The organism is Stenotrophomonas sp. STEN046 (assembly GCF_056759755.1).
This window is the reverse complement of sequence record NZ_JBRRDR010000054.1, coordinates 1-20,163: the sequence shown is the minus strand read 5'-3', so window position 1 is coordinate 20,163 and position 20,163 is coordinate 1. Positions and strand designations below refer to the sequence as shown.

Genomic DNA, 20,163 nt, shown 5'->3' with positions numbered 1-20,163 from the left:
CGACAGACAACATGGACATCGCGAAGGCCGGTACACCCCATGTACCGGTCCCTCGATGGTAGGCCGGCCAGCCCATCACGGACAGTGAAACAGTCCTCACTTCAAACCTCATGACCGGCGGCCCGGCAGTACCTCGTATCGTAAGCCGTGCGGGGCCTGCGAGGCGAGGGGAAGCGGTGCTCCGTGAACCGCCAGTGGCATGATGTTCATCACAGTTTGCTATTCAGGGGTCTGACGCGACACAAACGGCGTCAGCTACCGCCCCGACTATAATCAGCGACCCGTGACGACCGGTTCATACTCCATGCCAGACCCTGCCGCCCTGCTAGCCCTGGATGCCCGCCGCTCGGTGCCCTCGCGGCAACTGGGTGAACCCGGGCCGGACCCGGCCACCCTGCAGCGGATGCTGGCATCGGCGGTGCGCGTGCCCGACCACGGCAAGCGCGTGCCGTTCCGGTTCCTGAAGATCGCCGGCGATGCACGTCACACTCTTGGCGACTTCCTGGCCGAGCGCAGCCGCCAGCGCGACCCGCATGCCGGCGACGCCGTTTTCGAGAAGGACCGCCAGCGCTTCAGTCACGCCCCGCTGGTGATCGTGGTGGTGGCCAGCCCACGCCCGGATCCGAAGGTGCCCGCCCAGGAACAGCTGATGACTGCCGGCTGCGTGTGCTTTGCCTTGCTGCAGGCGGCACAGGCACTGGGCTTCGGCGCGCAGTGGCTGACCGCCTGGATGGCCTTCGACCCGGCTGTGCAGGCCCATCTGGGGCTGTCAGAGGGCGAAGGCATCGCCGGCTTCATCCATATCGGCACCCCCAGGGCGGACGTGCCCGAGCGCGAGCGCCCGGACCCGATGACGCTGCTGCGTGACTGGACCCCGCCGGCATGAGCCTGGCGGTTCCCCCTTCGCTGTACCTGGTCGACGCCAGCATCTATGTGTTCCGTGCCTGGCATTCGCTGCCGGACGAATTCCAGGACAGCCAGGGCTGGCCGACCAACGCGGTGCATGGCTTCGCCCGTTTCCTGCTGGACCTGCTGGAGCGCGAGCGCCCACAGCACATCGCCATCGCTTTCGACGAAGCGCTCGACAGCGGCTTCCGCCATCGCCTGTACCCGGCCTACAAAGCCAATCGCGACCCGGCACCGGAAGCGCTCAAACGCCAGTTCGTGCACTGCAAGGCCCTGTGCGCAGCGTTGGGCCTGTCGGTGCTGGCACACCACGATTACGAGGCCGACGATCTGATCGGCAGTGCCCTGCACGAGCACCGGCACAGTCATCGCGGAGTGATCATCTCCGCCGACAAGGATCTCTCGCAGCTGCTGCTCGACCACGACGAGCAGTGGGATTACGCCCGCAACCAGCGCTGGGACGTGGCCGGGGTGAAAGCGCGGCATGGCGTGCACGCGCACCAGATCGCCGACTACCTGGCGCTGTGCGGTGATGCGGTCGACAACATTCCGGGCATCAGCGGTGTCGGGGCCAAATCGGCAGCCGTGCTGCTGGCCCATTTCGGCAGCATGGACGTACTGTACGAACGCCTGGACGAAGTGCCCTTCCTGCGCCTGCGCGGCGCCGCCCAGATGGCGGTACGCCTGCGCGAGCAGCGCGAGCATGCGCAGTTGTGGCGCCAGTTGACCACCATCGCCCTGGATGCGCCGCTGGAGGGCTGCCAGCCGGGCATGCCGCGTCTGGCGGCGGACCCCGAGCTGCTGGGCGGCCTGTGCCAGACCCTGCGCTTCGGCCCGATGACCCGTCGCCGCCTGTTCAGCGCGGCCGGCGTTTCCGAGCCCGTTTCCACTCCCTCTTTCTCCAGTTCCGGCGAGCCCGCATGAGCCAGCGCAACACAGAAGCACCGCGTGTCGTCTACGAAGGCAAATACCAGCGCATGGTCGTGCGCGGCACCTGGGAATACAGCGAGCGCACCCACGCCGGTGGCCTGGCCGCGATCATCATCGCCGTCACCCCCGAAGACAACGTGCTGTTCGTTGAACAGTTCCGGGTACCGCTGCAGGCGCCCACCATCGAGATGCCGGCCGGGCTGGTCGGCGATATCGATGCCGGTGAGTCGATTGAAGTCTCCGCCGTGCGCGAACTTGAAGAAGAGACCGGCTGGACCGCCGAGCACGCCGAAGTGCTGATGATCGGCCCGACCTCTTCCGGCGCCAGCAGCGAGAAGATCGCCTTCGTCCGTGCCACCGGCCTGCGCCGTATCGGCGAAGGTGGCGGCGATGACAGCGAGGACATCACCGTGCACGAGATTCCGCGCACGCAGGCGGCGGCATGGCTGGTGCAGAAGATGGCCGAGGGCTACCAGGCCGATGCCAAGCTGTGGGCCGGGCTGTGGATGATCGAGCACCACCTGGACGGGCGGCCCCGTGGCTGACGCCGGCCTGCACCCGCTGCCGGCCCTGCTCGACGCCCACGATCCGGCGCTGTACACGATCCATCGGCCGCAGGGCGCCTCGCCGTTCCTGCTGCTGGCCGACCATGCCGGCCAGCAGCTGCCGCGTGCGCTGGGCGATCTTGGGTTGCCGCAGGCCGAGCTGGACCGCCATATCGGCTGGGACATCGGCATTGCAGGCACCACGCGCGCATTGGCCGGCCTGTTGGATGCATGGGCCATCGAGCAGACCTATTCGCGGCTGCTGATCGACTGCAACCGGCCACTTGCCTCACCCACCCTGATCCCCGAGGTCAGCGATCACACCGTGGTGCCGGGCAATGCCGGATTGTCACCGGCCCAGCGGCAGCAGCGCATTGATGCCATCCACGCGCCCTACCACGCCCGCATCGATGCGGAACTGGATGCGCGCCGCGATGCCGCGCGGCCCACGCTGCTGGTGATGATGCACAGTTTCACCCCGGCGATGAATGATGTGCAGCGCCCCTGGCACGCCGGCGTGCTGTACCACCAGGACACACGCTTTGCCCACGCACTGCTGCACGCGCTGCGCGAAGAAGGCGACCTGGTAGTGGGCGACAACGAACCGTATTCGGTCAACAGCAGCAGCGACTACGCGGTGCCGGTGCATGGCGAAGGTCGCGGCCTGGCGCACGTGGAGCTGGAAATCCGCCAGGATCTGATCGCCGATGCGGCCGGGCAGCAGGCCTGGGCCGAAAGGTTGGCGCGGATCTTCAGCGCGTTGCAGCCGGAGTTGTTGGCGTTCGGATGACCCCATCCACGCATGGCGTGGATCTACTGGAAAAGGCAGCGCCGGGCATGGCCCGGCGCCACCGGATCATCGCAACGTTGGCGCATCCATCCACGGGAAGGGCTTGAAGGGGCGCACCTGCAGCGTCGCGCCAATGGCGGCGAAGTCATCCTTGATCGCCTGCGCACGGTTGCGATCCAGCCCTTCACCGAGCGTCAACGGCAATGAGCGGCAGCGCGCCAATGCTTCGCCTACCGGGATTTCCAGCACGTGCGCCACGCGCTGGGCCACGGCTTTGACCTGTGCCTCGGGACACGCGCCCAGCATCAGATCGAAGGACGCGAAGATGCCCGTACCTACACCGGCGCCGCGCGCAGCCGCCTGTTCCTCAGCACCCGCTTCGCCCAGTGCCTCGTCGATGCCATCGACCTGCTGGAACGCGTCGTACTCGTGGTAGTACGCCAGCGCCTGCGCGTACTCGGCCAGGGTGGACAGCGGACGCTGCCGCTTCTGCACGTCGAGCACGTCGGCGAAGGTTGCCGGCTCCAGGTAGGTGGACAGACCCAGCGCGCGCGCCGCAGAAGGCACCTCACTGTCATCGTCGAAGGCGGTCTCCTCGTCGGGCGGCAACCAGAAGCGCGCCTGCAGCAGGTCACCGTCGGTGGCGTGCACCCAGCCGAAAGACGCATACACCACGTCGTCGTCGTTGCAGTCGGCAAAGGCGCGCAGGGTCTGTTGCAGGTCCAGCAGCTCGATCATGCTTCGTTGGCCAGGTCCGGGCGGGACCGGCAGTCTACCGGTGCCGCCGGACGCAGGCCCAGCGCGATGACCACACCGAGTGCCGCGAACAACGCCGCACCGTACTGCGCGTTGACCATGCCCTGCAGCGCATCCGCACTGGTCGCCGCCTGCGCGCCACGCGCTGCATTGGCCACCATCACCAGCACCGCCAGGCCCAATGCACCGCCAATCTGCTGCGCGGTGGCGGCCATGCCCGAGGCCACGCCCTGCTGCGGCCCCGGCACGCCCTGCCCGGCGACGATCCACATCGCCGTCCAGCTCATGCCCTGGCCGATGCTGAGCACCACGATCCCCGGCAGCAACGGCCAGTAGCTGGCGCCCTGCGGCATCGCCACTGCGACGCCTGCGATGCCCACCGCGCCCGCCGCGAAGCCCCAGGCCAGCACCTGCCGCGGTGAGCGACGGTGCAGCATGCGTTCGGCGATGCGGATGCCGAAGGTGCACACCACCGTCGGCAGCAGGAACGCCAGCCCCGCCTGCAGCGGGCTCCATCCGTAACCATCCTGGAAGTACAGCGCCAGGAAGTAGTACTGCACGCCGTAGCTGCTCATGAACGCGAAGGTCAGGCCAAGTGCCGCGCGCAGGCCGGGCAGGCGCAGCAGCGCGAACTGCATCAGCGGGTCGCGGCTGCGTTTTTCGATCTGCACGAACACCGTCAGCAGTACGGCTGACAGCAGCAGGCAGATGAGCGTGGCCGGCGCGGTCCAGCCCCATTCCGGGCCCTGCACCAGGGTGGTTACCAGCAGGCTGCCGCCGACGGTGACGGTGAGGCAGCCGGCCAGATCGAAGGAACGGCCGCGCACACGTGGGCCGTCAGCGGGCAACCAGGCCCCGGCCGCAGCGGCACAGGCGGTAGCCAACGGCACGATCACCGCCAGTACCGCCGGCCAGCCGAATGCCTGCGTCAGCACGCCCCCCAGCAACGTGCCCAGCGCCAGCCCGACCGCGCTGGCCATGCTCCAGATCGCCAGGGCACGGTTGCGCACCGGGCCCTCGGCATACAGCGTGTTGATCAAGGCCAGCGTGGCCGGAAACAACAACGCCGCACCGACACCCTGCGCGGCCCGGGCGACGATCAGCAGTGTGGCATTGGGCGCCAGCGCCCCCAGCAGCGAAGCGAGTGCGAACAGCAGCATCCCCAGCCGGTAGAAGCGGCGGCGGCCAAGCAGATCGGCAGCGCGCCCGCCCAGCAGCAGGCTGCCGCCGGAGGCCACCGTGTAGGCACTCACCACCCATTGCAGCTGCTGCGCGTTGATCTGCAGCGCGCGCCCCATGTCATGCAGGGCGACAAAGATGATGGTGGCATCCAGGGCGATGATCAGCTGCGCGGTGGCCAGCAGGGCCAGCGCCCAGCGCGGATGTTTGAGGGGAGGCATGCGGCAGCCGGCTTGAGGGGGGACGGCAGTCTCATTCATGCGGCGCAATCAATAAACCCCTTCACCACTATATCTGTCATGATTTTTTGCATGAATGGATCCTCGATCGACCTCAACGCAGTCCGCATGCTGGTGCAGGTGGCCGAAGCCCGCAGTTTCACTGTCGCCGCCGGCCAGCTCGGCCTGAGCCAATCGGGACTGTCGCGTGCCATCAGCCGGCTTGAAGCGATGCTGGGGGTGAAACTGCTGCAGCGGAACACCCGCAACGTGGCGCTGACGCCCGATGGCCAGCAGTTCGTCGAACAGGTCACGCCATTGCTGTCCGGACTGGAAGATGCCGAGCGGCAGCTGGCCGACCGACCGTGCATGCCCTCAGGCACGCTGAAGATCAGCGCGCCGTCGATGTTCGGGCGCAGGGTGCTGGTGCCACTGCTGGCACCGCTGCTCGCGCGCCATCCACAGTTGCAGGTGGAAGCGGTGCTCAGCGACCGTCTGGTCGATCTGGTCGAGGAAGGCTTCGATGCGGCGTTGCGCACCGGTACCATCGCCGACCAGCGCATCATCGCGCGGCCGTTGCGGCCGCTGCGCTGGGTGACCGTTGCCAGCCCGGACTACCTGGCCCGGCACGGCGCACCGGCCGACGTGGCCGCACTGCAGGCTCACGCATGCCTGGCCGTACGCAACCTGCGCAGCGGCCGGCTGGTCGACTGGCAGTTCCTGCAGGACGGCCAGCTGCGTGAGTTCACCCCGCCCACGCGGATGGTGTTCGACTGCGGCGATCCGCTGGTGGAAGCGGCCATCGCTGGCATCGGCATCGTGCAGGTGATGGATTTCGCGGTCGCCGACGCGTTGGCAGATGGCCGCCTGCAACGGGTGCTGCAACCGTTCGAAGGCCGCACCCGGGCGCTGTCGTTGATCCATCCCCCCTCACGGCAGCATTCACCCAAACTGCAGGTGCTGGCCGACGCGTTGCTGGCCGGCGACTGGTAGATCCGCGCCATGCGTGGATGACGTTCCGGAGCTGGGTCTGGTAGCGCCGGGCCGTGCCCGGCGAGCCGCGGCGCGGCGGCGGGACGGAATGCCGCCGGGCATGGCCCGGCGCTACCAATCCAGCGTTGCCGGCCAGCGGCCGGCACTACCCTCAATCAGGCAAAGCTATCCGTCGCGCGCACCAGCGCGTCAACGTTCTCGGCTTCGAACGCCGAATGTCCCGACGCCGGCGTGATTTCCAGCTTCGCTTTCGGCCATGCCTTGGTCAGGTCCCAGGCGTTGGCCAGCGGGCAGACCACGTCGTAGCGGCCGTGCACGATCACGCCGGGGATGTCGGCGATGCGGTGCGCGTCGCGCAGCAGCTGGTCTTCCACTTCGAAGAAGCCACCGTTGACGAAGTAGTGGTTCTCGATGCGTGCGAAGGCCAGCGCGAAGTGCGGGTCTTCATGGCTGTTGATGAAGTCATCATCGACATGCAGGAAGCTGGTCGCACCTTCCCACACCGCCCAGGCCTTGGCTGCGTCCAGCCGGGTTGCTTCATCTTCGCTGGTCAGCCGGCGATGGAAGGCCGAGATCAGGTCGTGGCGCTCAACCGCCGGGATCGGCTTCAGGTAGTGCTCCCACGCATCCGGGAACAGGCGGTTGGCGCCTTCCTGGTAGAACCATTCCAGCTCCCAGCGGCGCAGCATGAAGATGCCGCGCAGGACCAGTTCGGTCACGCGCTGCGGGTGGGTTTCGGCGTAGGCCAGCGCCAGGGTCGAGCCCCAGCTGCCGCCGAACACCTGCCAGCGATCAACCTTCAGATGCTCACGCAGCTTTTCGATATCGGCGACGAGGTCCCAGGTGGTGTTGTCCACCAGGTCGGCATGCGGCGTGGAACGCCCGGCGCCGCGCTGGTCGAACAGGATGATGCGGTACTTGGCCGGGTCGTGGAACTGGCGCATCTTGTCGCTGCAGCCGCCACCGGGACCACCGTGCAGCATCACCACCGGCTTGCCATCCGGATTGCCGCACTGTTCGAAGTACAGCGTGTGGCGGTCGTCGACCTTCAGGGTGCCGACGTCATAAGGGGTGATGGCGGGGTACAGCGTACGCATGCTTGCAGCTCCGTGATGGTGCCCTGCCTGTGGCAGGAGAACCTCCATTCTAGGCCGGTCGCTGGCCCAGGGTGACCCGGTCACGCTGCTCCAGATCCTGCCAGGTCTGCACCTGGCTGAAAGCGGCCGCCTCGAACAGCGCGCGGATCGCCCCGCCCTGGTCCCAACCATGCTCGATCAACAGCCAGCCACCGGGCTGCAGGTGCGCGATGCCGCCGGCGACTATCCGGCGGATGTCATCCAGCCCATCCACGCCCGATGCCAGTGCGGTGGCCGGTTCGAAGCGCAGGTCACCCTGTTGCAGATGCGGGTCGTCGCTGGCGATGTACGGTGGGTTGCTGGCGATCAGGTCGAAGCGTGCGCCCTGCAGCGGCGCATACCAGTCGTGCCCTCCCTCGGCGAAACGCACGTTGCCCAGCGCATTGCGCAGGGCGTTGCGTGCCGCTACCGCCAATGCAGCGGCGCTGGCGTCGGTGGCCAATACCTGGGCCAGCGGGCGCTCGCTGGCCACGGCCAGGGCGATCGCACCACTGCCGGTGCCGAGATCGGCCACCTGCAGCGCGCACTCCTGCGGCAGGCGTTCCAGCGCCAGTTCCACCAGCAGCTCGGTTTCCGGCCGCGGGATCAGCGTTGCCGGGTCCACGTCCAGGTCCAGGGTCCAGAAGCCACGACGGCCGGTCAGGTAGGCAACCGGCTCACCGGCCACGCGGCGGGCCAGCAGCGCCTCGAAGGCAGCCAGATCGGCAGCCGGCAGCGGATCGGTGGCATGCGCGAACAGCCAGCTGCGCGGGCGTTGCAGCACGTGCAACAGCAGCAGTTCGGCCTCGTGGCGGGCATCGATGCCGCCCAGGCGGGCACTGGCGTCGGTCACGACCTGGCGCAGCGCGGGTTCGGATTTGAAGGACATTCCGCAATTGTAGAGCCGAGCCCACGCTCGGCCGTTCCAGAGGCAGCCGGGCACAGGCTCGGCGCTGCACAGCGCTGGAATCTGTTCAGGTTTCGTCGCACTGGATCGCACTGGATAAGGAGGAACTATTGGCCGCATTCAGCCGTTCCGCAAGATTTTCCTTGTCATACAATCAGTTGCAGGATGGATCGCGCGATATTCATCGCTGGCTCATTCCTTTTTGATAGATTGCATCTATTGAATTGATGAAATCAATGCATTGTCTTTATCGCAAGCGAGCCGGTAACCTAGCTCCTGTCGATTCACCCACCCCCTTCACCCAGAGGAAAAACGATGTCCCTGATCAACACCCAGATCCAGCCGTTCGAAGCCAACGCTTACCTGAATGGCGAGTTCATCAAGGTTTCCGACAGCACCCTGAAGGGCCAGTGGTCGGTCCTGATCTTCATGCCGGCAGCGTTCACCTTCAACTGCCCGACCGAGATCGAAGACGCCGCTGACCATTACGCCGAATTCAAGAAGGCCGGCGCCGAGGTCTACATCGTCACCACCGACACCCACTTCTCGCACAAGGTGTGGCACGAAACCTCGCCGGCTGTCGGCAAGGCCCAGTTCCCGCTGGTCGGCGATCCGACCCACCAGCTGACCAACGCCTTCGGCGTGCACATTCCGGAAGAAGGCCTGGCCCTGCGCGGCACCTTCATCATCAACCCGGAAGGCGTGATCAAGACCCTGGAGATCCACTCCAACGAGATCGCCCGTGACGTGTCCGAGACCCTGCGCAAGCTGAAGGCTGCCCAGTTCACCGCCGCCAACCCGAACCAGGTGTGCCCGGCCAAGTGGAAGGAAGGCGAAAAGACCCTGACCCCGTCGCTGGACCTGGTCGGCAAGATCTAAAGCGCTACCGGGCTGCCGTGGCCCCACGCCACGGCACGCCCTTCATCCCCGTGCCGGTCCCCCCGCCGGCGTGGGGGTGAACCCAAGACGGCCGCGCCCGCATCGCCCCTTCCACAGGTCCGCGCTGCCCTCTTGGGTTCACCCCTACCCCCTGCTGGTCCGCTACCTTCTACAGCGGTGCCACGCTCCCGTTTTGCCTGAAGCCAGGAGAAGACCATGTTGGATGCCAACCTGCAGTCGCAGCTGAAGACCTATCTGGAGCGCGTGACCCGCCCGATCCAGATCACCGCGCACGCCGACGATGGCGCCAAGTCGCAGGAAATGCTGGAACTGCTGCAGACCCTGGACGGCCTGTCGGACAAGATCTCGCTGCAGGTGGTGCGCGATGGCCAGGGCCGCGTGCCCTCCTTCGACCTGGGCACCCCGGGCCAGGACATCCACCTGACGTTCGCCGGCCTGCCGATGGGCCACGAGTTCACCTCGCTGGTGCTGGCGCTGCTGCAGGTCGGTGGCCATCCGTCCAAGGCCACCGCCGAGCTGATCGAGCAGGTGCAGAACCTGGAAGGCGACTACCGCTTTGAAACGTACTTCTCGCTGTCCTGCCAGAACTGCCCGGACGTGGTGCAGGCGCTGAACCTGGCCGCGGTGCTCAACCCGCGCATCCAGCATGTGGCCATCGACGGCGCCCTGTTCCAGGACGAAGTCGAGAAGCGCGAGATCATGTCGGTGCCGACGGTGTACCTGAACGGTGCGGTGTTCGACCAGGGCCGCATGACCCTGGAACAGATCGTGGCCAAGCTGGACACCAACGCCAGCAAGCGCGATGCCGAGAAGATCGCCGCCAAGGACGCCTTCGACGTGCTGGTGGTGGGCGGTGGCCCGGCCGGCGCTGCGGCCGCGATCTACGCTGCACGCAAGGGCATCCGCACCGGTATCGCCGCCGAGCGTTTCGGTGGCCAGGTGCTGGACACCATGGCGATCGAGAACTTCATCTCGGTGAAGGAAACCGAAGGCCCGAAACTGGCCGCAGCGCTGGAACAGCACGTCCGCGAGTACGAGGTGGACATCATGGACCTGCAGCGCGCCAGCGCGCTGGTGCCGGCCGGTGAAGACGGCCTGGTGCAGGTGCAGCTGGAGAACGGCGCGGTGCTGAAGTCGCGTTCGGTGATCCTGTCCACCGGCGCGCGCTGGCGGCAGATGAACGTGCCGGGCGAAGACCAGTACCGCAACAAGGGCGTGGCCTACTGCCCGCACTGCGATGGCCCGCTGTTCAAGGGCAAGCGCGTGGCGGTGATCGGCGGCGGCAATTCCGGCGTCGAGGCGGCCATCGACCTGGCCGGCATCGTGTCGCATGTAACGCTGTTGGAATTCGATGCCAGCCTGCGCGCCGATGAAGTGCTGCAGAAGAAGCTGCGCAGCCTGGCCAACGTCACCGTCCTGACCAACGCACAGACCACCGAAGTGCTGGGCGACGGCAGCCGGGTCAACGGCCTGGTCTACAAGGACCGCGTCGGTGGCGATTCCCATCGCGTCGAACTGGAAGGCATTTTCGTGCAGATCGGCCTGCTGCCCAACACCGAATGGTTGAAGGACACCGTGGCACTTTCCCCGCGCGGCGAGATCGTCATCGATGACCGCGGGCAGACCAGCCTGCCGGGTGTATTCGCCGCAGGTGATTGCACGACGGTACCCTACAAGCAGATCATCATCGCCATGGGCGCCGGCTCGACTGCCGCGCTGAGCGCCTTCGACCACCTGATCCGCTCGTCTGTTCCCAAGAGCAGCGGTGCGGTGGCCGAAGCTGCCTGATTCAACGTTCCCGGTCCATCGGGGCGCCATTAGCCTGCTGGGTAAGCCATGCCGGTCGATTACCCCGAGAGGTCTAAGGATGAACCTGCGTGACCTGAAATACCTGGTGGCCCTGGCCGATCACAAGCACTTCGGCCGGGCCGCCGCCTCCTGTTTCGTCAGCCAACCCACGCTGTCGACCCAGATCCGCAAGCTGGAAGAGGAACTGGGCCTGCCGCTGGTGGAACGCGCGCCACGCAAGGTGATGCTGACCCCCGCCGGGCAGGAAGCAGCCGCGCGGGCACGGGTGATCGTGGCCGAGGTGGAGCAGTTGAAGGAAGCGGCGCGCCGCAGCCGCGATCCGGAAGCCGGCACCGTGCGCCTGGGGATCTTCCCGACCCTGGGGCCGTACCTGTTGCCGCATGTGATTCCGCGCATCCGCTCGCGTTTTCCCGAACTGGAACTGCTGCTGGTCGAAGAAAAGAGCGATGTCCTGCTGGAGCGCCTGCGCGAGGGCAAGCTCGATGCAGCGCTGTTGGCCCTGCCCGTAGTGGACGACCAGCTGCATCCCGAATTCCTGTTCGAGGAACCCTTCCTGCTGGCCGTGTCAGGCCGCCACCCGCTGGCCGGGCGTGAGCATCTGGACGTGCAGGAACTGGCCACGCAGAAGCTCCTGCTGCTGGAAGATGGCCACTGCCTGCGTGACCAGGCGCTGGAAGTCTGCCGCCTGTTCGGCGCCAACGAAAAATCCGAATTCCGCGCCACCAGCCTGGAAACGCTGCGCCAGATGGTTGCCGCCGACGTTGGCATCACCCTGCTGCCGAGCCTGTCGGTGCAGCCGCCGGTGCCACGTTCGAACAACATCCGCCTGCTCGATTTCATCGGCGAAGGCCGTCCCAGCCGTCGTATTGCCATGGTCTGGCGTCGCAGTTCAGCGATGAACGGGTTCCTGATGGAGCTTGCCAACCAGTTCAAGGGCCTGCCGCAGGCACTGTTTACGCTGGAAGCCCTGGCAGCCCCGATCAACGATGCCCCCGCCCCGTCCGCGCCGGTGCTGAACGGCTGAGACACCGCAACCGGGCACTGCAACCGCCGGGAGTCGATTCCGGCCGCATTTGTCCCCACAATACAGTCAGGCGGCGCCAGCAGGTGCCGCCTTTTGCATGGCTTTCAACCAAGGAGCGTCACCATGAACACCGCCAGCGGCCTGCCGCCGTCGATCACCGTTTCAACCCTCGACATGGACCGCCTGGACGCCATGCTCGAGTCTCCGGCAAACAACCAGACACCGGCCGCGCGTGCGCTCGCCGATGAACTCAACCGGGCCAACGTGGTGCCGGTGGACCAGATTCCCGAAGGCATCGTCATGATGCATTCGCGCGTGGAGTGCGAAGATGAAGTGTCGGGCGAAAAGCACGTCCTGACCCTGGTCTTCCCCCGCGAAGCCAATGTCGATGAAGGCAAGGTGTCCGTGCTGGCACCGGTGGGCAGTGCCCTGCTGGGCCTGGCCGTTGGCCAGAGCATCGACTGGACCGCGCCCGGCGGCCGCAAGCTGCGCCTGCGCGTGAGTGCGGTCCACAACGACCGATCCTGATTACCGCCGCGCATTGCGCGCGATCAGTTCCCCTGCAATTCCCTGCACCAGGAGCCGTAATGAGTACCCCGTCCAAACTGTCCCAGCTGCGCGAACTGTCCGTGGTCGTTGCCGATACCGGTGACTACGAGGCGATCAAGCGCCTGCAGCCGGTGGACTGCACCACCAATCCGACCCTGGTGAAGAAGGCGCTGGACCTGCCGGTCTATGCGGAACTGATCGAGCGTGAACTGGCCTGGGGCCGCCAGCAGTCCGGCGACCGCGAAGCCGTGGTGCATGCCGTGGCCGATCGCCTGACCATCGGCGTCGGCGCACTGCTGAGCACGCTGGTACCGGGCCGCGTGTCCACCGAGGTCGATGCCGACCAGGCGCACGACACCGCCGCGACCGTGGCCAAGGCGCGCCAGTTCATCCAGATGTACGCCGATGCCGGCGTGCCGCGCGAGAAGATCCTGATCAAGATCGCCGCGACCTGGGAAGGCGTGGAAGCCGCGCGCGTGCTGCAGGCCGAAGGCATCGACTGCAACCTGACCCTGATCTTCAACCCGACCCAGGCGCTGGCCTGCAGCGAAGCCGGCGCATTCCTGATTTCGCCCTTCGTCGGCCGCATCCTCGACTGGTACGTGGCCAACGGCCAGACCCCGGCCAGCATCGATGAAGACCCGGGTGTTGTGTTCGTGCGCGGCGTGTATGCCGAATTCAAGCGCCGTGGCTCGCCGACGGTGGTGATGGGCGCCTCCTTCCGTTCAACCGCGCAGATCGAAGCGCTGGCCGGCTGCGACCGCCTGACCATTTCGCCGGACCTGCTGGAGAAGCTGGACGCCGACCACGGCGAGCTGCCGCGCAAGCTGGTGGCCGCTGCGGCTGATGGTGTGGCAGTGAGCCCGATCGATGCGGCGAAATTTGCCGCAGACCTGGCGGCCGATCCGATGGCGACCGAGAAGCTGGCGACCGGTATCGATGCCTTCGCCAAGGATCTGGAAGCGTTGCGCGAGCGCATTCGTTCGGCACTGTGATTGCGGCCAACGGCTGAGCCCCTGGTGGGGGGGGGTTGGTCGCTAATTGATTTAAGCAATCGCCGGGCGGGGGGGGGGGGGTTGGGTTCGCGGGAGACGCCGTGAATCCGTCCCTGGAGGCTTGGCCGCCGCATCCATGCGGCGGACACTCCTGCGAACCCAACCCACCCGCCCTCTGACAGTTTCCTGTGGCCGCCCGCCACGGAAGAAAGAAAGAAGAGCAACAGCGGGTCGCGCGCTTCGCTTGCTCGAAGCCGAGCATGGCTCGGCTCTACAGGAAGCATGCAGAATCAAACAAAAAGGACGCGGCGAAGGCCGCGTCCTTTTTGTTTTCCATCAGTTCGTCAGTAACCCATGCTCTTGCCACCGTCACCGGGAAATTGTCCGGGGTGGGACGGGTTGGGTTGGCGGGGGTGCGAGCGCCATGGATGGCGCTCACAAGCCTCCAGGGATGGATTCACGGCGTCCCCCGACAACCCAACCCGTCCCGCCAAACTCACAGCAACCCAGAGCCGCTTTGGCTTTGGCTTTGGCTTCTGCCCGCCGCCGGCGGACCACCGCGCGTCAGCGCGGCACCTCCACATCCAATCCGATCGGGCAGCTCACGCCGGTGCCCCCGATGCCGCAGTAACCGTTCGGGTTCTTCGCCAGGTACTGCTGGTGGTAGTCCTCGGCGTAGTAGTACTCCGGCGCGGGGTACACGATCTCGGTGGTGATCGGCCCCAGGCCCGCCGCATCCAGCTGGGCCTGGTAAGCCTCGCGGCTGGCCAGCGCGGCCGTGTACTGGGCCTCGTCGGTGGCATGGATCGCCGAACGGTACTGGGTGCCGGTGTCGTTGCCCTGGCGCATGCCCTGGGTCGGGTCGTGGCTCTCCCAGAACAACTGCAGCAGCCGTTGCAGGCTCACCACCGCCGGGTCGAACACCACCTGCACCACTTCGGTGTGCCCGGTCAGCCCAGAGCAGACTTCTTCATAGGTCGGGTTCGGGGTAATGCCGCCGGCATAGCCGACCGAGGTGCTGTACACGCCCGGCTCGGTCCAGAACTTGCGCTCGGCGCCCCAGAAACAGCCCAGCGCGAAGCGGATCTGCTGCAGGCCGGCGAAACGGTCCTTCAGCGGATGGCTGTTCACGAAGTGCTGGTTGCTGTGCAGCGGCAGCGCCTGTGCACGGCCCGGCAGCGCTTCCTCAGCGCGCGGCAGGCGCTGCTTGAAGGCACCAATGCCAAGGATGCCCTGTCCAATTCCCAACATGATGCGCTCCTACGCCGGAAGGCCGGCAATGTCGTCTGCATCTGAAATGGGGTCGTCCGGTGCGTGGCCCAAGTCCAGCGCGGCCACGATGTCCTCGGCCTGCGGCCGTGCCGCGTCGGGGATGCCCACCCGCAGCACGCCGAACAGCGGCAGCTCGCCCATGCCGCCCAGCAGCGACTCGCCGAACACGAAGGCCGGAATACCGGCATCCTCCAGCGCGTGCTTGACCAGATGGGCGTCAAACAGGTTGTCGGCCTTGTACACGATGTGCATGGGGCGGCTCCTCGGGGCAGGATTCCAGCATACGCCCGGGGGCTGAATGGTGGCGCTGTGCTCGCCGCGCATGGCCCGTCGCTACCAGACGGTGGGGTAGTGCCGGCCGCTGGCCGGCAACCCCGAACGCCACCGGGCAGCCCTGCCCCGTACGCGTTAGACTGGCAATCTTTCTGCCTTTCTTTCGCCGACTCATGTCAGAGCACATCCCCGCCAGCCCCGAGACCCCCGCCGACAGCCACGAGAAGCGCGATTTCATCCGCCAGATCGTGCGCGAGGACCTGGCCAGCGGAAAGCACCAGGCGATCAAGACCCGTTTCCCGCCCGAGCCCAACGGCTACCTGCACATCGGTCATGCCAAGTCGATCTGCCTCAACTTCGGCATCGCCGGTGAGTTCAGCGGCGTCTGCAACCTGCGCTTCGACGACACCAATCCGGCCAAGGAAGACCCGGAATACGTGGCCGCCATCCAGGATGACGTGCGCTGGCTGGGCTTTGAGTGGAACGAGCTGCGCCATGCCTCCGATTACTTCCAGGCCTATTACCTGGCTGCCGAGAAGCTGATCGCCGACGGCAAGGCGTATGTGTGCGACCTGTCGGCCGAGGAAGTGCGCGCCTATCGCGGCACCCTGACCGAGCCGGGCCGCCCGTCGCCGTGGCGCGAGCGCAGCGTGGAGGAAAACCTCGACCTGTTCCGCCGCATGCGTGCCGGTGAGTTCCCCGATGGCGCGCGCACCGTGCGCGCCAAGATCGACATGGCCAGCGGCAACATCAACCTGCGCGATCCGGCGCTGTACCGCATCAAGCACGTCGAACACCAGAACACCGGCAACGCGTGGCCGATCTACCCGATGTACGACTTCGCCCACGCGCTGGGCGATTCGATCGAGGGCATCACCCACTCGCTGTGCACGCTGGAATTCGAAGACCATCGCCCGCTGTATGACTGGTGCGTGGACAACGTCGATTTCGCCCATGACGCTGCGCTGACCCAGCCGCTGGTCGATGCCGGCCTGCCGCGCGAAGCGGCCAAGCCGCGCCAGATCGAATTCTCGCGCCTGAACATCAACTACACGGTGATGAGCAAGCGCAAGCTGATGGCGCTGGTCACCGAACAGCTGGTGGACGGCTGGGAAGACCCGCGCATGCCGACCCTGCAGGGCCTGCGTCGCCGTGGCTACACCCCGGCCGCGATGCGCCTGTTCGCAGAGCGCGTGGGCATCAGCAAGCAGAATTCGCTGATCGATTTCAGCGTGCTGGAAGGCGCGCTTCGCGAAGACCTCGACGGCGCCGCGCCGCGCCGCATGGCCGTGATCGACCCGGTCAAGCTGGTGCTGACCAACCTGCCGGAAGGCCACGAAGAGCAGTTGACCTTCAGCAACCACCCCAAGGACGAGAGCTTCGGTTCCCGCCAGGTCCCGTTCGCACGCGAGGTGTGGATCGACCGCGAGGACTTCGCCGAAGTGCCGCCCAAGGGCTGGAAGCGCCTGGTGCCGGGTGGCGAAGTGCGCCTGCGCGGCGCCGGCATCATCCGCTGCGATGAAGTGATCAAGGATGCCGACGGCACCATCACCGAACTGCGCGGCTGGCTGGATCCGGAATCGCGCCCGGGCATGGAAGGCGCCAACCGCAAGGTCAAGGGCACCATCCACTGGGTCAGCGCCGTGCATGGCGTGCCGACCGAGATCCGCCTGTACGACCGCCTGTTCTCGGTGCCGAACCCGGACGACGAGACCGACGGCAAGACCTACCGCGATTACCTCAACCCGGAATCGCGCCGCACCGTTACCGGCTATGTCGAGCCGGCCGCGGCCGGCGCCGCCCCGGAGCAGTCGTTCCAGTTTGAACGTACCGGCTACTTCGTCGCTGACCGCCGCGATCACAGCGAGGCCACGCCGGTGTTCAACCGCAGCGTGACCCTGCGCGACACCTGGTCGGCCTGAAACCTGGGCGGGCGCCGGTACGGCGCCCGCTCGTCCCACCGGGCAGCGCGCCCGTCCTGCATCCGACCGAGGCGCTTGCCATGCCCCCTGTTTCCCCCGCACTGCATCGGCTGCTGCAGCAGGTGCTGCTGGACCATGACTTCGCTTCGCGCCTCGAGGGTGATGCGCTGGTACTGGCCAGCGGCCTGTACCTGACCCCGCACGCGGTCGCCGCCAACGAACGCAGCAACGGCGGTTGGCAGACGTCCACCGTCATCGAGGTCCGGCATCCGGATCTGTTCCCGGGCGGACTGTTCGAGTACCAGCACGCCAACGGCGCCGATGAGCAGGCGTCCCTGCAGTCTGGTTTCCAGACCTGGGTGCGCGTGGATCTGGCGACCCTGCATGCTGCCATCGGCGCTGAAGGTGCTCCGGAACTGACGATGATGGGCCTGAGCTATCCCACCGATGACGCCGGCACCGAGCATGAACGCACCGTCGTGCTGGGACCGCTGGCGCACTACCGTGCCCGTGAGCTGGACCCGGCCGCCGCCTGCAGTGAAGACGACCACGGCTCCTGCCCCTGCTGCCTGTTCACCCGCAGCATCGATGCATTCGACGAACTGTTGAAGGCACGGCAGTTGCTCGCCATCCGCCTGTTCGCCTCGCGCGACGAGAACGGCCTGTGCGAGGCCGACTGCCGGGTCAACGGGCACGATTTCGCCGCCGCCCTGCCGCTGCTGCGGGCCTATGCCGAAAGCTGGCCGCAGGCGGGCCTTGAATTCCGCAAGCAGTACGTGGTGATCCGCACCGGCACACCCGGCTGAGCCCGGCACGTACACCCCGTACATGCCGGTGCCGCTACACTGCGCGCCGATATCTGCTGCACCTGTTCCCTTTCATCCCACACGAGGCACCCCCGCGATGCTGTACGCGCAAGTCCACCTGACCCTTCCCGCCTGGATCCACGACCAGATCGACCTGGATCGTCGATATCCCGGTGATGAGGCCAAGGTCGCGCTGGCGATCGAGCTGTCGCGGCTGAATGTCGACCACGCCAGTGGTGGCCCCTTCGGTGCCGTGGTGTTCGGCCCGGACGACAAGGTGATCGCCGCCGGTGTGAACCGGGTGATGCCGCATTCCACGTCGCTGGCACACGCTGAGAACATGGCCTACATGCTGGCCCAGCAGCGCCTGCAGACCCCGCGCCTGAACGCGGTGCTGTCGCCGGTCACCCTGGCCACCAGTTCGCAGCCGTGTTGCCAGTGCTACGGCGCCACCGTGTGGGCCGGCATCGACCGCCTGTTGATCGGTGCCAGTTCGGCCGATGTGGAGGAGCTGACCCCGTTCGACGAAGGCCCGCTGCCGGCCGACTGGGTGGGCGAGCTCAACAAGCGTGGCATTGAAGTGGTGCAGGGCTTGAACCGCGATGACGCGCGCAGCGTGTTGCGCGCCTATGGGGAAAGCGATGGCGCCCGTTACTGAGGCCGGCATCGGCCTGCTGTGCCTGTGCCGGCAGGGTTTCGAGCCCGAGCTGGCCGGAGAGCTGCAGTTCCGTGCAGGCGAAGCGGGCTTTGCCGGTTACGCGCGCACCCAGCGCAACGATGGCTTCGTGCTTTTCATGTGCGACGAGGCCGCGGCGTTGGCGCCGCGCCTGCGGTGGCGCGAGCTGATCTTCGCCCGGCAGAAACTGGTGGTGCTGGCCGAGCTTCCGCAGCTGGATCCGACTGATCGCATCACCCCGATACTGGAGGTGCTGGCCGATGCGCCGCGCTTCGGCGACCTGTGGGTGGAGCACCCCGATTCGGACGCCGGCAAGCCGCTGTCCGGGCTGGCCCGCGCCTTTGGCAACGCACTGCGCCCTGCGCTGCGCAAAGCCGGCAAGCTCAGCGACAAGCCCAACGCACGCCTGCCGCGCCTGCATGTGGTGTTCGTCGACGGCACGCACGCGTTCGTGTGCGTGGCCGACCCGGCCGACAGCGCACCGTGGGCGCTGGGCATCCCGCGCCTGAAGCTGCTGCCCGATGCGCCTTCGCGTTCGGCACTGAAACTGGACGAGGCGCTGCTGACCCTGTTGGCCCCGGAAGAACGCGAGGCGCTGGTACGCCCCGGCATGCGCGCCGCAGACCTGGGCGCGGCACCGGGTGGCTGGACCTGGGTGCTGACCCGCCAGCATGTGCACGTGTTGAGCATCGACAACGGCCCCCTGCGCCAGCACGTGCTGGACACGGGGCTGGTTGAACACCTGCGCGCCGATGGCTTCCACTGGCACCCGGAACAGCCGCTGGACTGGATGGTCTGCGACATGGTCGAGCAGCCACGTCGTGTTGCCGAGCGCATGGCGACCTGGTTCCGCGAGGGCTGGTGCAGGCACGCGATCTTCAACCTGAAGCTGCCGATGAAGAAGCGCTGGGATGAGACCCGGCTGTGCCTGGACCTGTTCCAGGAGCAGGCTGGCAAGCCGCTGGTGGTGCGTGCCAAGCAGCTCTACCACGACCGTGAAGAGATTACGGTGCTGGCCTCGCCGCTGCGTTGAGGCACCGCCCAGCGCCGGGCATGGCCCGGCGCTACCGAGCAAGGAGGGAGAATGCATGCGACATCGAACGATTCCATTGCTGATCGCGCTGCTGGCCGCCGCTCCGGCATTGGCCCAGTCGTTGCCGCATACCCCGGCGCAGAGCAAGCCGCTGGGCCCGACCGGTGGCGCGATCCGCCAGCAACCGCTGGCCGCTGGCCAGGTCACCGGCAGCGTCGAACTTGCACAGCCGGCCGGCGAGGCCCAGGTCATCGTGCGTTCGCTGGAACCCAGCAGCGTGGTCGGCCAGTACCGCATCCACTTCGCAGCGCTGGATCTGAATGGTGATGGCTTCATCAGCCGTGAGGAAGCGCAGGCCAACCCGGCGTTGGCCGATGAATTCACCGCGTTGGACGTAAAGCGACGCGGCAAGCTGGACCGTGCCGACCTGGCCGGTTGGCTGATCGATTGATCCGATTCCGGTAGCGGCGGGGCCGCGCCGCGCGGGGGGGGGGGCACCGCCGGGGGCAGCCCGGGGGGGGCCCGGGGCGGGACCCGGCGGGCGGGCCCCGCCCCGGGGGGGGTG

21 protein-coding genes are annotated in these 20,163 nt (G+C 66.9%); 15 read left to right on the top strand and 6 right to left on the bottom strand.

Annotated features, from left to right (window positions below; genetic code table 11):
• Window positions 1–304 precede the first annotated feature (304 nt).
• Genes ACVOLJ_RS18745 through ACVOLJ_RS18730 form a run of 4 tightly spaced genes read left to right on the top strand, consistent with a single transcriptional unit; the run spans window position 305 to window position 3,171 of the window.
• Window positions 305–886 (top strand): nitroreductase family protein, encoded by a 582-nt coding sequence (locus ACVOLJ_RS18745; protein ID WP_475279157.1) that lies wholly within the window; start codon window positions 305–307, stop codon window positions 884–886.
• Window positions 883–1,830 (top strand): 5'-3' exonuclease, encoded by a 948-nt coding sequence (locus ACVOLJ_RS18740; RefSeq protein WP_481564803.1) that lies wholly within the window; start codon window positions 883–885, stop codon window positions 1,828–1,830. Before ACVOLJ_RS18745 ends, ACVOLJ_RS18740 begins: the two co-directional genes overlap by 4 nt.
• A complete protein-coding gene (locus ACVOLJ_RS18735) occupies window positions 1,827–2,381 on the top strand; it encodes an NUDIX hydrolase (RefSeq protein ID WP_475279159.1) in 555 nt (184 codons plus the stop codon). Before ACVOLJ_RS18740 ends, ACVOLJ_RS18735 begins: the two co-directional genes overlap by 4 nt.
• Window positions 2,374–3,171, top strand: coding sequence for an N-formylglutamate amidohydrolase (locus tag ACVOLJ_RS18730; RefSeq protein ID WP_481564802.1), 798 nt, complete (start codon window positions 2,374–2,376; stop codon window positions 3,169–3,171). Before ACVOLJ_RS18735 ends, ACVOLJ_RS18730 begins: the two co-directional genes overlap by 8 nt.
• Window positions 3,172–3,237: 66 nt before the next feature.
• Here the strand turns inward: ACVOLJ_RS18730 and ACVOLJ_RS18725 are convergent, their stop codons facing one another.
• Both ACVOLJ_RS18725 and ACVOLJ_RS18720 read right to left on the bottom strand, forming a co-directional pair.
• Window positions 3,238–3,909 carry a DUF7716 domain-containing protein gene (locus ACVOLJ_RS18725; RefSeq protein ID WP_481564801.1) on the bottom strand — a complete coding sequence of 224 codons (672 nt, stop codon included), beginning with the start codon at window positions 3,907–3,909 and terminating at the stop codon, window positions 3,238–3,240.
• Window positions 3,906–5,327: an MFS transporter gene (locus ACVOLJ_RS18720; RefSeq protein ID WP_481564800.1), complete on the bottom strand. Its 1,422-nt coding sequence runs from the start codon at window positions 5,325–5,327 to the stop codon at window positions 3,906–3,908. The genes ACVOLJ_RS18725 and ACVOLJ_RS18720 overlap by 4 nt, the downstream gene beginning before the upstream one ends.
• Before the next feature lie 90 nt (window positions 5,328–5,417).
• Between ACVOLJ_RS18720 and ACVOLJ_RS18715 the strand changes: the two genes are divergently transcribed.
• Entirely contained in the window at window positions 5,418–6,317 is a 900-nt protein-coding gene (locus tag ACVOLJ_RS18715) for a LysR family transcriptional regulator (RefSeq protein ID WP_481564799.1), read from the top strand.
• 155 nt (window positions 6,318–6,472) lie between these two features.
• Here the strand turns inward: ACVOLJ_RS18715 and pip are convergent, their stop codons facing one another.
• Together pip and prmC are read right to left on the bottom strand one after the other, a co-directional pair.
• Window positions 6,473–7,414, bottom strand: coding sequence for a prolyl aminopeptidase (pip, locus tag ACVOLJ_RS18710; protein WP_475279164.1), 942 nt, complete (start codon window positions 7,412–7,414; stop codon window positions 6,473–6,475).
• Between the two features lie 49 nt (window positions 7,415–7,463).
• On the bottom strand, window positions 7,464–8,321 hold the full coding sequence (prmC, locus tag ACVOLJ_RS18705) for a peptide chain release factor N(5)-glutamine methyltransferase (RefSeq protein WP_475279165.1): 858 nt from the start codon (window positions 8,319–8,321) through the stop codon (window positions 7,464–7,466).
• A 333-nt stretch (window positions 8,322–8,654) separates the two neighbouring features.
• Between prmC and ahpC the strand changes: the two genes are divergently transcribed.
• The 5 genes from ahpC to ACVOLJ_RS18680 all read left to right on the top strand — a co-directional run bounded on the left by ahpC (window position 8,655) and on the right by ACVOLJ_RS18680 (window position 13,616).
• A complete protein-coding gene (gene ahpC / locus ACVOLJ_RS18700; protein ID WP_004144811.1) occupies window positions 8,655–9,218 on the top strand; it encodes an alkyl hydroperoxide reductase subunit C in 564 nt (187 codons plus the stop codon).
• A gap of 216 nt (window positions 9,219–9,434) precedes the next feature.
• Window positions 9,435–11,027 carry an alkyl hydroperoxide reductase subunit F gene (ahpF, locus tag ACVOLJ_RS18695; RefSeq protein ID WP_475279166.1) on the top strand — a complete coding sequence of 531 codons (1,593 nt, stop codon included), beginning with the start codon at window positions 9,435–9,437 and terminating at the stop codon, window positions 11,025–11,027.
• 79 nt (window positions 11,028–11,106) lie between these two features.
• Entirely contained in the window at window positions 11,107–12,072 is a 966-nt protein-coding gene (locus ACVOLJ_RS18690) for a LysR substrate-binding domain-containing protein (RefSeq protein WP_475279167.1), read from the top strand.
• A gap of 123 nt (window positions 12,073–12,195) precedes the next feature.
• Entirely contained in the window at window positions 12,196–12,600 is a 405-nt protein-coding gene (rnk, locus tag ACVOLJ_RS18685; RefSeq protein WP_475279168.1) for a nucleoside diphosphate kinase regulator, read from the top strand.
• Window positions 12,601–12,659: 59 nt separating this feature from the next.
• Complete coding sequence (locus tag ACVOLJ_RS18680; RefSeq protein ID WP_475279169.1) at window positions 12,660–13,616, top strand: transaldolase; 957 nt, start codon at window positions 12,660–12,662, stop codon at window positions 13,614–13,616.
• Between the two features lie 564 nt (window positions 13,617–14,180).
• On the opposite strand, the gene msrA is transcribed toward ACVOLJ_RS18680, so the two are convergent.
• Both msrA and ACVOLJ_RS18670 read right to left on the bottom strand, forming a co-directional pair.
• Window positions 14,181–14,846: a peptide-methionine (S)-S-oxide reductase MsrA gene (gene msrA / locus ACVOLJ_RS18675; RefSeq protein ID WP_475279523.1), complete on the bottom strand. Its 666-nt coding sequence runs from the start codon at window positions 14,844–14,846 to the stop codon at window positions 14,181–14,183.
• A gap of 30 nt (window positions 14,847–14,876) precedes the next feature.
• On the bottom strand, window positions 14,877–15,140 hold the full coding sequence (locus ACVOLJ_RS18670; RefSeq protein WP_046987838.1) for a putative signal transducing protein: 264 nt from the start codon (window positions 15,138–15,140) through the stop codon (window positions 14,877–14,879).
• 194 nt (window positions 15,141–15,334) lie between these two features.
• Here ACVOLJ_RS18670 and ACVOLJ_RS18665 point away from each other — a divergent pair, with 194 nt between their 5' ends.
• The 5 genes from ACVOLJ_RS18665 (at window position 15,335) to ACVOLJ_RS18645 (ending at window position 20,049) form a co-directional block, all read left to right on the top strand.
• Window positions 15,335–17,083 carry a glutamine--tRNA ligase/YqeY domain fusion protein gene (locus tag ACVOLJ_RS18665; RefSeq protein ID WP_481564798.1) on the top strand — a complete coding sequence of 583 codons (1,749 nt, stop codon included), beginning with the start codon at window positions 15,335–15,337 and terminating at the stop codon, window positions 17,081–17,083.
• An 80-nt stretch (window positions 17,084–17,163) separates the two neighbouring features.
• Window positions 17,164–17,889, top strand: coding sequence for a DUF6348 family protein (locus tag ACVOLJ_RS18660; protein ID WP_481564797.1), 726 nt, complete (start codon window positions 17,164–17,166; stop codon window positions 17,887–17,889).
• 97 nt (window positions 17,890–17,986) lie between these two features.
• On the top strand, window positions 17,987–18,547 hold the full coding sequence (locus tag ACVOLJ_RS18655) for a nucleoside deaminase (RefSeq protein WP_475279172.1): 561 nt from the start codon (window positions 17,987–17,989) through the stop codon (window positions 18,545–18,547).
• Complete coding sequence (rlmM, locus tag ACVOLJ_RS18650; RefSeq protein ID WP_475279173.1) at window positions 18,531–19,598, top strand: 23S rRNA (cytidine(2498)-2'-O)-methyltransferase RlmM; 1,068 nt, start codon at window positions 18,531–18,533, stop codon at window positions 19,596–19,598. Before ACVOLJ_RS18655 ends, rlmM begins: the two co-directional genes overlap by 17 nt.
• Before the next feature lie 55 nt (window positions 19,599–19,653).
• Entirely contained in the window at window positions 19,654–20,049 is a 396-nt protein-coding gene (locus tag ACVOLJ_RS18645; protein ID WP_481564796.1) for an EF-hand domain-containing protein, read from the top strand.
• Window positions 20,050–20,163: the final 114 nt, after the last annotated feature.

What these genes read in the sequence shown, in the direction of transcription:
- ahpC (WP_004144811.1), top strand. Translation starts at nt 8,655, where the DNA reads ATGTCCCTGATCAACACCCAGATCCAGCCGTTCGAAGCCAACGCTTAC.
- ACVOLJ_RS18720 (WP_481564800.1), bottom strand. Translation starts at nt 5,327, where the DNA reads ATGCCTCCCCTCAAACATCCGCGCTGGGCGCTGGCCCTGCTGGCCACC.
- ahpF (WP_475279166.1), top strand. Translation starts at nt 9,435, where the DNA reads ATGTTGGATGCCAACCTGCAGTCGCAGCTGAAGACCTATCTGGAGCGC.
- ACVOLJ_RS18665 (WP_481564798.1), top strand. Translation starts at nt 15,335, where the DNA reads ATGTCAGAGCACATCCCCGCCAGCCCCGAGACCCCCGCCGACAGCCAC.
- ACVOLJ_RS18735 (WP_475279159.1), top strand. Translation starts at nt 1,827, where the DNA reads ATGAGCCAGCGCAACACAGAAGCACCGCGTGTCGTCTACGAAGGCAAA.
- ACVOLJ_RS18740 (WP_481564803.1), top strand. Translation starts at nt 883, where the DNA reads ATGAGCCTGGCGGTTCCCCCTTCGCTGTACCTGGTCGACGCCAGCATC.
- ACVOLJ_RS18725 (WP_481564801.1), bottom strand. Translation starts at nt 3,909, where the DNA reads ATGATCGAGCTGCTGGACCTGCAACAGACCCTGCGCGCCTTTGCCGAC.
- ACVOLJ_RS18690 (WP_475279167.1), top strand. Translation starts at nt 11,107, where the DNA reads ATGAACCTGCGTGACCTGAAATACCTGGTGGCCCTGGCCGATCACAAG.
- pip (WP_475279164.1), bottom strand. Translation starts at nt 7,414, where the DNA reads ATGCGTACGCTGTACCCCGCCATCACCCCTTATGACGTCGGCACCCTG.
- rnk (WP_475279168.1), top strand. Translation starts at nt 12,196, where the DNA reads ATGAACACCGCCAGCGGCCTGCCGCCGTCGATCACCGTTTCAACCCTC.
- ACVOLJ_RS18745 (WP_475279157.1), top strand. Translation starts at nt 305, where the DNA reads ATGCCAGACCCTGCCGCCCTGCTAGCCCTGGATGCCCGCCGCTCGGTG.
- ACVOLJ_RS18660 (WP_481564797.1), top strand. Translation starts at nt 17,164, where the DNA reads ATGCCCCCTGTTTCCCCCGCACTGCATCGGCTGCTGCAGCAGGTGCTG.
- ACVOLJ_RS18680 (WP_475279169.1), top strand. Translation starts at nt 12,660, where the DNA reads ATGAGTACCCCGTCCAAACTGTCCCAGCTGCGCGAACTGTCCGTGGTC.
- rlmM (WP_475279173.1), top strand. Translation starts at nt 18,531, where the DNA reads ATGGCGCCCGTTACTGAGGCCGGCATCGGCCTGCTGTGCCTGTGCCGG.
- ACVOLJ_RS18715 (WP_481564799.1), top strand. Translation starts at nt 5,418, where the DNA reads ATGAATGGATCCTCGATCGACCTCAACGCAGTCCGCATGCTGGTGCAG.
- ACVOLJ_RS18670 (WP_046987838.1), bottom strand. Translation starts at nt 15,140, where the DNA reads ATGCACATCGTGTACAAGGCCGACAACCTGTTTGACGCCCATCTGGTC.
- prmC (WP_475279165.1), bottom strand. Translation starts at nt 8,321, where the DNA reads ATGTCCTTCAAATCCGAACCCGCGCTGCGCCAGGTCGTGACCGACGCC.
- ACVOLJ_RS18655 (WP_475279172.1), top strand. Translation starts at nt 17,987, where the DNA reads ATGCTGTACGCGCAAGTCCACCTGACCCTTCCCGCCTGGATCCACGAC.
- ACVOLJ_RS18645 (WP_481564796.1), top strand. Translation starts at nt 19,654, where the DNA reads ATGCGACATCGAACGATTCCATTGCTGATCGCGCTGCTGGCCGCCGCT.